General features: G+C 38.3%; 20 protein-coding genes and 2 tRNA genes. All 22 read left to right on the plus strand.

Annotated elements, in window-relative coordinates; translation table 11 throughout:
• Positions 1 to 4 precede the first annotated feature (4 nt).
• The 22 genes from CYK18_RS06085 (at position 5) to CYK18_RS06185 (ending at position 12,435) form a co-directional block, all read left to right on the plus strand.
• Positions 5 to 496, plus strand: coding sequence for a MazG-like family protein (locus CYK18_RS06085; protein ID WP_101785830.1), 492 nt, complete (start codon positions 5 to 7; stop codon positions 494 to 496).
• Positions 493 to 909: a YopX family protein gene (locus CYK18_RS06090; RefSeq protein ID WP_101785643.1), complete on the plus strand. Its 417-nt coding sequence runs from the start codon at positions 493 to 495 to the stop codon at positions 907 to 909. Before CYK18_RS06085 ends, CYK18_RS06090 begins: the two co-directional genes overlap by 4 nt.
• Position 910: 1 nt before the next feature.
• The gene (locus CYK18_RS06095) at positions 911 to 1,333 is read left to right on the plus strand and encodes a DUF7448 domain-containing protein (protein ID WP_101785644.1); all 423 of its coding nucleotides are present in this window, start codon (positions 911 to 913) and stop codon (positions 1,331 to 1,333) included.
• A 10-nt stretch (positions 1,334 to 1,343) separates the two neighbouring features.
• Complete coding sequence (locus CYK18_RS10685; protein WP_142374381.1) at positions 1,344 to 1,523, plus strand: hypothetical protein; 180 nt, start codon at positions 1,344 to 1,346, stop codon at positions 1,521 to 1,523.
• A gap of 21 nt (positions 1,524 to 1,544) precedes the next feature.
• Positions 1,545 to 1,859 carry a hypothetical protein gene (locus CYK18_RS06100; RefSeq protein WP_101785645.1) on the plus strand — a complete coding sequence of 105 codons (315 nt, stop codon included), beginning with the start codon at positions 1,545 to 1,547 and terminating at the stop codon, positions 1,857 to 1,859.
• Between the two features lie 73 nt (positions 1,860 to 1,932).
• Positions 1,933 to 2,367: a DUF1492 domain-containing protein gene (locus CYK18_RS06105; protein ID WP_101785646.1), complete on the plus strand. Its 435-nt coding sequence runs from the start codon at positions 1,933 to 1,935 to the stop codon at positions 2,365 to 2,367.
• An 87-nt stretch (positions 2,368 to 2,454) separates the two neighbouring features.
• A tRNA-Ser gene (locus tag CYK18_RS06110) sits at positions 2,455 to 2,545 on the plus strand.
• 247 nt (positions 2,546 to 2,792) lie between these two features.
• Positions 2,793 to 2,865 (plus strand) — tRNA-Lys (locus CYK18_RS06115).
• A 65-nt stretch (positions 2,866 to 2,930) separates the two neighbouring features.
• The gene (locus CYK18_RS06120) at positions 2,931 to 3,266 is read left to right on the plus strand and encodes an HNH endonuclease (protein WP_101785831.1); all 336 of its coding nucleotides are present in this window, start codon (positions 2,931 to 2,933) and stop codon (positions 3,264 to 3,266) included.
• 238 nt (positions 3,267 to 3,504) lie between these two features.
• Complete coding sequence (locus CYK18_RS06125) at positions 3,505 to 3,972, plus strand: phage terminase small subunit P27 family (RefSeq protein WP_101785647.1); 468 nt, start codon at positions 3,505 to 3,507, stop codon at positions 3,970 to 3,972.
• 11 nt (positions 3,973 to 3,983) lie between these two features.
• Positions 3,984 to 5,699 (plus strand): terminase large subunit, encoded by a 1,716-nt coding sequence (locus tag CYK18_RS06130; protein WP_101785648.1) that lies wholly within the window; start codon positions 3,984 to 3,986, stop codon positions 5,697 to 5,699.
• Positions 5,700 to 5,884: 185 nt separating this feature from the next.
• Complete coding sequence (locus CYK18_RS06135; RefSeq protein WP_101785649.1) at positions 5,885 to 6,481, plus strand: HIRAN domain-containing protein; 597 nt, start codon at positions 5,885 to 5,887, stop codon at positions 6,479 to 6,481.
• A gap of 59 nt (positions 6,482 to 6,540) precedes the next feature.
• Positions 6,541 to 7,770, plus strand: a complete 1,230-nt coding sequence (locus CYK18_RS06140; RefSeq protein ID WP_101785650.1) for a phage portal protein — start codon at positions 6,541 to 6,543, stop codon at positions 7,768 to 7,770.
• Positions 7,727 to 8,401 carry a head maturation protease, ClpP-related gene (locus tag CYK18_RS06145; RefSeq protein WP_101785651.1) on the plus strand — a complete coding sequence of 225 codons (675 nt, stop codon included), beginning with the start codon at positions 7,727 to 7,729 and terminating at the stop codon, positions 8,399 to 8,401. The genes CYK18_RS06140 and CYK18_RS06145 overlap by 44 nt, the downstream gene beginning before the upstream one ends.
• 37 nt (positions 8,402 to 8,438) lie before the next feature.
• Positions 8,439 to 9,611, plus strand: coding sequence for a phage major capsid protein (locus CYK18_RS06150; RefSeq protein WP_101785652.1), 1,173 nt, complete (start codon positions 8,439 to 8,441; stop codon positions 9,609 to 9,611).
• Between the two features lie 167 nt (positions 9,612 to 9,778).
• Positions 9,779 to 10,093 (plus strand): head-tail connector protein, encoded by a 315-nt coding sequence (locus CYK18_RS06155; protein WP_101785653.1) that lies wholly within the window; start codon positions 9,779 to 9,781, stop codon positions 10,091 to 10,093.
• The gene (locus CYK18_RS06160; protein WP_101785654.1) at positions 10,080 to 10,427 is read left to right on the plus strand and encodes a head-tail adaptor protein; all 348 of its coding nucleotides are present in this window, start codon (positions 10,080 to 10,082) and stop codon (positions 10,425 to 10,427) included. The genes CYK18_RS06155 and CYK18_RS06160 overlap by 14 nt, the downstream gene beginning before the upstream one ends.
• Positions 10,424 to 10,798 carry an HK97-gp10 family putative phage morphogenesis protein gene (locus tag CYK18_RS06165; protein ID WP_101785655.1) on the plus strand — a complete coding sequence of 125 codons (375 nt, stop codon included), beginning with the start codon at positions 10,424 to 10,426 and terminating at the stop codon, positions 10,796 to 10,798. The genes CYK18_RS06160 and CYK18_RS06165 overlap by 4 nt, the downstream gene beginning before the upstream one ends.
• Complete coding sequence (locus tag CYK18_RS06170) at positions 10,795 to 11,241, plus strand: hypothetical protein (protein ID WP_101785656.1); 447 nt, start codon at positions 10,795 to 10,797, stop codon at positions 11,239 to 11,241. Before CYK18_RS06165 ends, CYK18_RS06170 begins: the two co-directional genes overlap by 4 nt.
• A gap of 4 nt (positions 11,242 to 11,245) precedes the next feature.
• Entirely contained in the window at positions 11,246 to 11,797 is a 552-nt protein-coding gene (locus CYK18_RS06175; protein ID WP_101785657.1) for a major tail protein, read from the plus strand.
• Positions 11,798 to 11,905: 108 nt separating this feature from the next.
• On the plus strand, positions 11,906 to 12,244 hold the full coding sequence (locus tag CYK18_RS06180; RefSeq protein WP_101785658.1) for a hypothetical protein: 339 nt from the start codon (positions 11,906 to 11,908) through the stop codon (positions 12,242 to 12,244).
• Positions 12,241 to 12,435, plus strand: coding sequence for a hypothetical protein (locus tag CYK18_RS06185; protein ID WP_101785659.1), 195 nt, complete (start codon positions 12,241 to 12,243; stop codon positions 12,433 to 12,435). The genes CYK18_RS06180 and CYK18_RS06185 overlap by 4 nt, the downstream gene beginning before the upstream one ends.
• The last annotated feature ends 8 nt before the right edge of the window (positions 12,436 to 12,443 follow it).

Consider the following 12,443-nt stretch of genomic DNA (forward strand, 5'->3'; position numbering starts at 1 on the left):
ACAGATGACTACACTAGACAAAGTCAAACAATGGTTTATTGACCGTGACCTTGAAAACGGTGGACGGCTGGATAAGCAGTCTTTAAAATTAAGTGAAGAGTTCGGTGAGTTATGCGCAGGCTATCTCAAGAAGAATGAGAAGCTAACCAAGGACAGCATTGGAGATTGTGCAGTCGTGATTGTTGGTCTGGCGTTGCTCATAAAAGCGGATGTGCAGGAGATTTTTGAGGAAGTAAGTTTCATCGAAAATGAAGATGTGATGGATTCCTTTAAATGGTTAAGTGCTGAGATTAGTAGTTTTCAATTGAGGCAGGATTTAATCGGCAAGAAAATGTGTCGATATAATTTAGCGCATTCAATCGGTTATCTAAAATCAATCAGTAAATCGCTTGGTTATAGTTTTGAGGAATGTTTTGAACTGGCTTACCAAGAAATCAAAGACCGAAAAGGTCGTTGGATTGATGGTTCGTTCGTAAAAGAGGAGGATTTAGGATGATACCAAGATATAGAGCGTGGATAAAAACAGAAAATTGTTTTGCTGATTATATAGAGTCGATTCGATTTTACATAAATGAAATAGACCTATGCTGGGGTGGAATTTGCGAAAGCGATTGTTTTGATTTTAAAGACGTTATCCTCATGCAATCAACAGGACTCAAAGACAAGAACGGCAAGGAGATCTTTGAAGGCGACATTGTGAAAACCACTAGATTTTTTGGAAGAGCTGACGAAGTGGGCGGTTTTTATGAGTATGACAAGGAAATAATAGGGGTTGTTAAGCAACTTGAAGGAGCTTGGGTAATTGATACAGGCAGTGAAGCAGTAAATTTATGGACTGAAATTGAAGAAAATGAAGTTATAGGTAATGTTTACGAGCAACCTGAGTATTTGAAGAAAAAAGGAAATTAAGATGACAGAAACTATTAAACTACCAAACTACTATGAGCCTGATTGGGGAAATGCAAGATACGGCTCACTGGAAGAACTTAAAGAGTTGTTACTCTATAAGCGTATCGTGAAATGGGACAAAGACTTTCTGCTACTTGAAGATGGCACAGAGGTCACTATCGAGATGTCTGAAAGTGATTGCTGTGCCTCAGCAGGTGGGGAGTTCCAAGATGTATCACTTGATGCTGTGATTACTGATGTTGAAATTGGGGAACCTAAAGAAATCCCTGACCATTGGGGAACGGGCTATAAAAACAAAGTAACTATCTTCCACAATCAGAACCCTGTAGCTATTGCCAACTGTGAGGCAGAACATAACGGCTATTATTATAGCGTAGGGTCCCTAGTGATTGGCGACATTCATTTCCCAGTAGTGAAAGCGTAGGAGGCTACCTATGAATAAACGTCAACGCAAAAAGAAAATTTTGAACGGTCTGAACAAAGAAGAAAGATACCGTAGGACGCATTGTCCTGTATGCGATAGCGAAATTGGAGTATTTGATGAATATTTTAATACATACGGTTTCTGCTCTGAATATTGTGGCTATGAATACTACGGAATTTCAAGATTATAAAAATAAAAGATTGGGGTTAAAATGACGTTGTTTGATGAAGTGCAGCAATTAAGCTCAGAAAGCCACTCAAAATGGTTCGAGCGATATTTTGAGAAATATAACCTAGAACAAAAACTAAAAACTTCTGCTCAAAAAGGTTATACAGGTTATTTAATCGATGTTTGGTCAGTTAGAGACGAATATCTCAGGAATCGATTAGGAGATGAAAGAACGTTGGAAGCGTTAAGAGAATTATTAGGAGCTGGCTTTACTGTCAAATATAAGCTTTATCTATCTAAAAATTTTTTCACTGGACAAGATTTCGTTTCTAACAAGAAAATTCACATAACCTGGTAATAAAAAAAGCTAAGACACTCTCTGCCTCAGCTATAATTAACACACTATTATTATATCACAAAGGAGACAGAGAGTGAACAAGGCTAAAGAGCTCTTGAAAGAGCTGCAGGATCTAGACATGGACATCCAAAGCCGTATAGATGAAATCAATGAGCTTGAGGCAGGTTTGCTCTCAAGTCCAAAGTGGACTGATGTCAAAGCCCAAGGTGGCCAGACCAGAAAAGTTGATGATGTCTATACACAGCTGGTAGTGATGAAAGAGGCTATAGAGCAGGATACTAAAGAGGTTATCAATAGGAAACTTGAGCTTGGCAGATTGATTAACAAGCTGAAAAATCCGAAATATAGAACAGTATTGAGGATGACCTACATCAATAAAATGTATGTTGATGACATCTGTGACAGCATGGGAGGCATGAGCTCTCCTACTTATTATCGCTTGAAGAAACAGGCAGTAAATGAACTTGATGTCATTCTTACGGAATTGATAGTAAATGATAGTAAATGATAGTAATGGTACAGGCATGAAGTCTAAAATCTGTTAAAATGGTAGTATCAAGAATTAAGGGTAAGGCAGTAAGTCTTCCCTTAACATGGAGAGTTGGCAGAGTCAGGTTGAATGCGCCCGTTTGCTAGACGGGTGGTCGCCTATGTGCGGTCCGTGGGTTCAAATCCCACACTCTCCATTGAGTGTTTGTGTCCCAGAATGGGGTAGGCAGTAGGTTTAGAATTCACATATCACTCATTAACTTATTAGAAGGTCGGCTTATCGACTGGACCTTGCATGATTGCGTAGCTAATTATATTCCGGATAAGTTATAAGCTAGAGGGTTTGATTCCCTCAGAGGTTTTAAATGACTACAAAAAAATAAAAAAAGGAAAACTTTCAAATTGATTACTAATTAACACGCAAGTCTGTAGTCTGCTTGCAGTAAGAACATAGCTCAAGTGGTAGAGCGGTAGAATTTTAATCTATTGGTTGCAGGTTCGAGCCCTGTTGTTCTTATGAGAGGTCTTACAATGGGTCACACAAACGTGTGGCTTTTTGTTATCTTTGAAAGAGAGGGAATGATGAAACCGCAAAAACTTACAATATTTGGAGGCAGAAGAACCTCGGTGGACTATGATCAACGAAACAATGAGTATACTGAATACAATCGTACTCGTTGGAAGTATGACAAGGATGTCAAGAGGTTTTATAATTCATCTATCTGGAAGCGAACAAGTAAGCAAGTGTTGCTTGAGTCTGATTATGTTTGTGCGATGTGTGGAGATGAAGCGACAATGACTGACCATATCATCAGTGTTAAACAAGATTGGTCCAGACGATTAGATAGAAATAATCTTCAAGCAAGTTGTAAGAAATGTAATGACAAGAAAGCAATCAAAGAAAGATATTCTTTTTAGTTCTTTTATTGTCAACCTTGTGTAAAATAAAGAGAAATTTTAATATAAAAAAACGATATTGAGCTAGCTGAGGTAAGGGAATTGCTAAGGAATCGGTCGGTTTTTGTACGGAAATACCCCCTTCAATTTCTTACGGGGGTATATAACGTTCGGGAACAGGAACGCTGCCCTCTTCTGTACGAAAAATTCCCTTTTTGAAATATTGGAAGTTATAAAATTTGGTGTAAAGGAGGCAGAAATGGGACGGAAAATGAAGGTTGTCGAAAGCAACAAAAAGCACATGACCAAAGAAGAGAAAATAGCTCGCAAAAGTATACAGGAGAAGGCTTCGGATGGTTTGGATGCATTACAACTAACACCGCCAAAGCACTTCGATCCGATTGCGAAAGCAGAATATAAACGAGTCATCAACGATCTGCGAAAGCTACCCCTAAGAAATCTAGACAGAGCCGTTTTAGAGAGCTACTGCACCTGGTATGCAGTCTACAAAGAGATATCTCGCGGATTGCAGAAAAAAGGTTATGTCTACGAGAATGAAAAAGGTTCGGTAGTTCCAAACAAAATGTTGTATACATTAGAGCGTGCCACAACTAACTTGATGAAAGCAGCATCTCAGTTAGGATTGACGGTGGACAGTCGCATGAAATTGTATGTGCCACAGGTTGAAGAAAAGAAAGAGAGTATTTTTGATAAATTTGGTAGTTAGGAGGTGATTGTGTGGAAGACGTAGCTTATCAGTATGCTTCAAGAGTCGTAAGTGGAGAAATCATAGCCAGCAAGAAAGTTATAAAAGCTTGCAAGCGACATTTAAGAGATTTGAAGCGTATGGATGATGAAGACTTTCCATATATTTACTTACCTGACAAAGCAAAAAATCCGATAGATTTCATTGAAATGCTCCCAGATGTCAAAACTGGCAAACCATATCCACTGGCAGATTTTCAAAAATTCATTTTATCGAGTTTGTATGGTTGGAGAAGAAAGTCTGACACATCGATAAGAAGATTTAAAAAAGCTCTAATCAGTTTGGCCAGAAAGAACGGGAAGACTATTCTCGTTGCAGGGATTGCCCTGTACGAGTTTTTATTTGGTCGGAACCCTTCTATGAGCCGACAACTATTCTGTACTGCCAACGACCGTTCTCAAGCCCGTATCGCATACGATATGATCCGTAAGCAGTTAGATGCTCTGAGAGCGCAAGATGAAGATATTCGAAAAGCAACTAAAATCGTGCGTGATGAACTTCGTAATTTGAATGATGAGAGTTATGTTCGTGCGTTAAGTCGAGATACTGGAGCGGTCGATGGATTTGAACCATACGTTGGTATCTTGGATGAGTTTGCAGCATCTAAAACTAATGAGATGATTGAGTTGCTAGAATCTGGGCAAGGTCAGTTGGATAATCCGTTGATTTTGATAATCTCAACAGCTGGTATGAACTTAAATGCTCCAATGCACACAATCGAATATCCATATATCGAGAAGATTTTGGACGGAGATGTGATAGATGATAGTTATTTTGCTTTTATTGCAGAACAAGACAATGAGGAAGAGATAGCTGACGAGGCTAATTGGATAAAATCCAATCCAATTCTTGAAGTCGAAGCGCTTCACGAAAAGATGATGGATTATCTTCGTAAACGTCGCAAGACGTCACTAGAAACTGGTACGGTCAATGAAGTTTTAATCAAGAATTTCAACATGTGGAGGCAATCCTCTGAAGAGTCTTACATGGATAAAGAAAGTTGGTCTAAGGCTAAAATCGATAAACCAGATACTAGAAAACGTAGAGTATGGATTGGTGTTGACGTAGGTAGGTCAAGTGACTTATTCTCCATTTCTCCAATGGTCATGATGGACGATTACTGGTATGCGGATAGCTTTTCGTTTGTTGCTACCAAGTATGGTCTGATTGCTAAAGAAAAACGAGACGGTGTTTCTTATACCAATTTGGAGCGAATGGGCGAATGCGAGATTACTACTCTTGAAAGTGGGGTTATCGATGATGAGCGTGTTCTTGAGAAGATTGAAGAAATGGTTTATGAGAATGATTGGGAATTGCAGGGTATTTATTTCGACCCTTATCAGTTCGGTTCGTTATTGACCATGATTGAGAAACGACATCCTGAATGGCCTTTGACACAAATACCACAAACAACAATGGTATTGAATATGCCTACTAAACAATTCCGTGATGATATCCGTTTAGGAAAGATAAAGCATAGCGGAAATCAGTTGCTTACTATGGCAGTGAATAACGCTTATACTCGTGTTGATAACAATGGTATGAGGATTGATAAGAATAAAAATAGCAATAAAATCGACCCTTTGGACGCTCTTTTAGATGCGTATGCTGCTTGTTATTTAGAACCATTTGACGGTACAGGATACTGGACGAATGAGAAAATTTTGAAAGGAGATTCGCTGTTTTGAGATTTTTAAATCAAATACATACAATCTTGCTATTAGTTGGATTATCTTTCTTCATCTACGGTATTTTCTTGATAGGTGAAGTATATGGCTATATCTCTACAGGTATTATTCTATGCTTGCTTGCTTTATATATTGATAAAACTAAATGAATGAGCTATAATATCCTTTAAATAGGAGGGGTGTTTATGCCAAAATCATACAAAACTCAGTTGCTGGAAAGAATATCTGATTACAGAAACCAGATAGAAGAGATTGACCAAGAAGTAGACCAACTTGTTAAAGAGAGTAAAAAAGGTTTTCTCGCTTTCTTGTTTGGGGCAAGAGACTATAGCTTTAGGATTCAACCGTTATTAAATAAAAAATCTGAGATACAACAGTGGTTGGGTAAACTTGAAGAGGAATTAGAAAAAGACTATATTTATGGACGTAGGTTATTCGTAAAGGGGACTAAATACCGAGAAGAAGGAGAGGTCCCGTTTCGCAAATTAGCTGGTATCCCAGAAGATGAAGATGATATGTTTTATCATGAAATAGTAAAAACAAAGAATTTTAAACTTGTTCCGGAACCAACTAATCAAGCAGATGAGAATGCGATAAAAGTAATGGTTGAGGGTTATTTTGTAGGTTATATTGACAGACGTTATAACAAAGGTTTGAAAAAATACGTAAATAATGATGATTACATTATCGAGGGTGAAGTCATAGGAACAGGAGGTTCTTTTGATGTTGATACAAGTTATCCGATACGTTACGATATAGAGTTAAGAATTAGGAAGAAATAGCATTCAAGAAAATTGAGTGCTTTTTTTGTACCCAAAAATAGAAAGGAGGTGAGAATCTAATGGCTTTTTTTCAATCTTTGAGTTCGTCAAAATTATCTTATGACGACTATATATCATCTGTGGTATCTGCCAATTCAAGCCCTGAATATACTGGTATTAAGGCTTTAAAAAATAGTGATGTCTTGACTGCAGTATCTATTATCGCTGGTGATGTGGCGCGTTTTCCTCTGCTAAAAAAAGATTTAATGGGGAATATTGAGATAGATGAGAATATGAATTATCTTCTAAATGTGAAATCGACTGGTAATGCTTCGGCAAGACAGTGGAAATTCGCAATGACGGTCAATACTATCTTGACTGGTAATTCATTCTCCCGTATTCTTAGAAATCCAGCGACTGGAAAGGCAATGGAGTTTCAGTTTTTTAGACCGTCTGAAACGACGGTTGAAGAAACAAATGACCATGAGTTGATTTATACTTTTCGTGACCAACTGAGTGGTAAAGAGGTTCGTTGTCACTCGGATGATGTTATTCATTGGAAATTCTTTAGTCACGACACGATACTTGGGCGCTCTCCGTTGTTATCTCTTGGAGATGAAATCAGTCTCCAAAATGGCGGAATTAACACCTTAATTAAGTTTTTCCGTGATGGTTTTTCAAGTGGGATTATCAAGTTGAAAGGTGCTCAGTTGAACGGTGAAGCTAGGCAGAAAGCACGTATGGACTTCGAGAAAATGCGTGAAGGCTCGACTGGTGGAAGTCCGTTAGTATTTGATGATACTCAAGAGTATACGCCACTTGAAATTGATACAAATGTCTTGCAGTTGATTACGTCAAATAACTTTTCAACTGCCCAAATCGCCAAAGCTTTGCGAGTTCCTAGCTTTAAATTAGGAGTGAACAGCCCAAACCAGTCTGTCGCTCAATTGACGGAAGATTACGTTACTAACGACCTTCCTTTTTATTTTGACGCAATTACTAGTGAGTTAGGGTTGAAAGTGCTAGATGATGATGAACGTAGGAAATACCGTGTTGAATTTGATACTCGTAGCGTTACAGGACGCAATGTTGAAGAGTTGGTTAAGCTTGTTAATAATCAAATCCTAACACCTAACCAAGCGCTCATTGAACTTGGTAAAGAACGTTCTACGGACCCAAATATGGACCGCTATCTATCTAGTTTGAACTATGTCTTCTTAGATAAAAAAGAAGAATATCAAGCAATGAAAGGAGGTGAGACAAGAAATGCCGAAGAGAATCAAGATGAAGGGTCCGCTGATCTCGAATAATCAACAAGAAGTATATGATTATTTTGGGATGGAAGCGGTTAGTGCTAAATCTGTTGTTGATGCATTTCCGGAAGACGGTAGCGATATCGTGTTGGAAGTTAATTCCAACGGTGGATTGGTAACAGTTGGAAGTGAAATTTATACCTCATTGCGTTCCTATCCAGGTAAAGTTACTGTTGAAGTTACTGGTATGGCTGCAAGTTCTGCAAGCGTCGCAATCATGGGAGCGGATTCGGTGCGTATCAGCCCAACTGCTCAAATTATGATCCATAAAGCATTGTTACCATGGGTTTCAGGCAATAGCGATGATTTGGACAAAGCGTCAAACGCTTTGAAGGCTAGCGACCAAGCTATCGTTAATGCTTATGTATCTAAAACAGGTCTTGAAGAGTCCGTTATCATCGACATGATGAAGAATGAGACCTTCATGAGTGCTGAAGAAGCGGTTGAAAAGGGTTTTGCTGATGAAGTAATGAACTTTGAAGACCGTGAAGCTGTTGCAAGCTTTGGGACAGGAATGTTACCACAAGCTGTTATTGATGACTTCTTCGCTAATAAATCGAATCGTAAGAACGAAATCGAAGCGATGAAGCTAGAGTTGGAAAAAGAAGAACTACTAAAAGGGCTATAGGCTCTTTTTTTATACCCAAAAAGGAGAATTTAAAGGTATGTTTAAAGAAAAAATGAAAGAACTGAAAGCACAAATTATGAATATTGGTGCTGAAATTACTGCTAAAACAGAAGAATTAAAATCTGTTTTGAACAACGAAGACCTCGAGAAAGCTCGTGAAGTGCGTGCTGAAATCGATGTTTTGAAATCTCAAAAAGCAGAAGCTGAGAACAATCTAAAAGCATATGAAATTGCAGAAGTTGGTTCTGATGTTAAAACTGTTGGACAAGCTCATAAAGTTGAAGAAGAAACTAAATCTTATCGTGAATCTGTAAATGAATTTATTCGTTCAAAAGGTCGCATTCGAAATGAGGATCTTCGTTTTGAAGGTCAGGATGAAGTGCTTGTCCCTATGAATGAGGCAGTTAATCCATCCACTGATGGATTGAAGAAAACAGGGACTGAAAAAGTAACTAGCAAAGAAATTGTTACTACACCAATCCGTGAAGTCAAGACTGTTCTTGACCTTAAACAATTCGTGACAATTCACAAAGCATCTAAGGGTGAAGGTTCATACCCAATTCTTAAACAAGCTACATCTAAGATGGCAAGCGTAGAAGAATTGGAAAAGAACCCAGCTCTTGCGAAGCCAGAATTTACAGATGTCGCTTGGAAAGTTAAGACTTACCGTGGTGCTATTCCACTTTCACAAGAAGCAATTGACGATGCAGATGTAGACTTGCTCGCTATTGTCGCTGAGGCAGCTACCCAAATCAAAGTCAACACCACAAACGACGCAATCGGTGGTATTTTGAAAACATTTGAAGCAAAAGAAGCAGCGGATTTAGATGCTATCAAGGCTATCTTGAATGTCAACCTTGACCCTGCTTACAATGTGTCATTTGTAGTTTCTCAAAGTTTCTACCAAAAATTGGATACAATGAAAGACAAAAATGGACGTTACTTGCTTCAAGACTCTATTGTTTCTGCATCAGGTAAAGTTTTCCTTGGTCATCCAGTATTTGTAGTTGCTGATACAGTTCTTGGAGAAGCTGGTGAAGCTAAAGCATTTGTAGGTGATATCCAACGTGGTGTGCTATTTGCAGATCGTGTAGACCTTGGACTTCGTTGGACTGATAACGAAATCTATGGTCAATACTTGCAAGCAGTTGTTCGCTTTGATGTTAAGAAAGCTGATGCAAAAGCTGGTTACTTTGTAACTATGCCCTAATACGCCCCCAGTTGGCGGGGGTGTCTCACGGTCAGCGGTAACATCAATCGTACCAACCGCAAGTAACACCAAACAAGAAATCATGGCTTATTTAGATAGCAAAGGTATTTCTTACACAGCCTCACAATCGAAAGAGCAACTACTAGCTTTGATTGGAGGTTAGAAATATGGATAATGAAATATTCGACTTTTTAGAAGAAGTCAAGTTGTACTGCAAAATCGATTATGATTTTGAAGATGATTTACTAATTGAGATGATTGAAGCAGCCAGAGAGCAAATTTGTTTCGCAATCGGGAATGACTTGCAACCTAAAGATTTGCAAGGTTATGCCAAGTTCCGTCTGGCAGTAAAGAAGCAAGTGAAGGAAGAATACGAACATCGTGGAATGTCAGCGGATACCATGCGGTATCCATTGGCTAACGGTGTTTTAAATATCATTCATCAGCTTAGAACGAGAGGTGAAGTGGATGAGAACTCGTAAAATGAATGTTCGTATTACTTTTTTTAAAAAAGTAGGTGAACAGAATGAAGATGGGGAAGTATTAACTTTCAAAAAGAAATGCTTGTATAAATGCTGGGCAGAAGTATCAAAAACAAGTATCAAAGATTTTCGTGAGAACGCAACTGTCACGAAAGCAAGTGGCTTACTCGAACACAAAGATACTAAAACGTTTTTGATTCGCCATCTCCCAAAATTACCTTTTGATAATTCTTGTCATATTGATTTTGATGGATGTGAGTATCAAATCGTCGCAATCGAACGAGATTATGCGAATAAAGAGTTTGATTTAATAGCAGGGGTGATGATGTCATGACGAAAGGATTGGATCTTTGCCTTAAAAATCTTACGATACTTGAAGCAAAAGCACCTCGTGTTGCTCGCGAGGCTGTGACTGAAGTTGCGCAAGAGTTCAAGAAAGAACTTGAAGCGAACACCCCGGTCTACAAAGAAGAAACTCTTTATAGAATGAAGGAAGATGTGAAAATCAGTAACTTCAAAAGCGGTGGTGATGCACCGTCAAAAGATATCGGATACGGTCGTGCAACAGGTTGGCGTGCTAGATTTCCAGATGACGGAACAATTTATCAAAAGTCTCAAGGATTTGAGGAAAAAACAATAAATGCAATGACTCCTCGTGCAAAAGAAATCTATCTACAAAAGATGAAGGGGGTGTTAGGTAAATGATTGCTGAAACAGAAGCGTATAAACTTTTGATAGAAGATGAACCTCTGAATCAATTGTTTAATCAATTCAGAGGCAAGGCGTTTCCAAAGGAATATAAGCAGGGTATTTTTACTTATGATATTCCTGAGAAACCAATCAACATGAAACGAAAAGAACTTGCTCCTTTTGCAAGAATTTACTCTACATACGAAATACCTCACGAGTATGCAGACGATAGAGTAATTGCAATGGAACAACGTATCACAATCGATTTTTGGTGTAAGAATGCTAAACAAGCAGATAACATCAACAAAAGACTAGATACGATACTAGAAAATAACGGTTTTGAACGCTACACAGCTAATGAGAAACCCCGATACATGGATAGCGATATTGGATTATTAATGAATGTCCGAAAATATCGCTTTTTTGATTGGGAAGATCTCGAAAAAGAAAGGAATTAAATAAATGTCTAAAGTAAAATTTGGTTTGAGCGGATTTGAGTATGGTGTTGTAACAGATAAGAATCTGGTTCCAACCACTAAAAAAATCCCTGGTTTGAAAACCGCAAAGATTGATATCACAAATGAATTGAAAACAATTGCTGCAGATGATGGACCTTACGTTGTATTGTCGTCTGGGATCACAGGTACAACTCTTGAAGTGGCTTGGTTAGATCTACCAAGTGATGTTCGTAAGGATTTCTACGGAATTGAAGTGGAAAGCGGAATTGAGAAGTATAGCAAGAAACTTACTCCTCAAGATATCGCTTGTCTTTTCAAAACAACTGGAGAAGACGGTAAGAAAATTTGGATCGGATTGCTTAAAGGTAAATTCTCGCTTCCAGGGATGGATTACGAAACTAAAGATGGTTCACCAGATCCTAAGAACGATACAGTGTCAGGAAGTTTCGTAGCCCGTGGAAACGAAGAAGAAGGATTGGTTCTTATCGTTGGTCGTGAAGATAATCCTGAGTTCCAAGAAACTAAATTCCGTGAGATGGTTTTCCCAAAGGCCTAAGCGGTGCTAGTCCAGAATTAGCAGTTACCGCTGAAACAACAAGAACACTAGAACAACAGTAATAAGAGGCTTGGTTTTCCAAGCCTTTATTATTTATGAGGAAAAAGAATGTTTGAAATTAAATTTAAAAAAGCAGGTGTTTTGAAGGAATTTTCTAAAGACTATGTAAATGTCGAAGATAATTTACTGGCATTAGAACATCAAGTCCGTCAGACTGCTTTGTATGAAGCAAAAGAGGATTTATTAAACCCAGCTAAACACCGTGAATTGAACGAAGCTTATCTTGATATGTTTGTAAAAATGTACGGTGAGCAGTTTGCTGCCGAAGATTTGAAAACCGCAAGTGTTGAAACTCTTGAAACCTTGAATGACCTCTATTTAGCTGCATTAGGTGGCAAGCAAGAAGAAAAAGAGACTACCAAAGGAAAAAAGAAGAAAAAGGATTGACTCCTAAACAAGCACAAGAAAACTTGTTAACTTGGGTTCAATCATTAATGAGTCAAGGATATACAATCCATGATATTAAGAGCATGCGCCTTTCTGATTTCGATTTGATGGTGCAGGCTTTAGAAATAAAAAATAGCAAAGAGGAAGAAGAGACTACCCTTGATAAGGCCTTTCCATTCCTTTTTGGTTAGAAAGGAGA

This window comes from Streptococcus mitis, assembly GCF_002860865.1.
GTDB lineage: Bacteria > Bacillota > Bacilli > Lactobacillales > Streptococcaceae > Streptococcus > Streptococcus mitis_AT.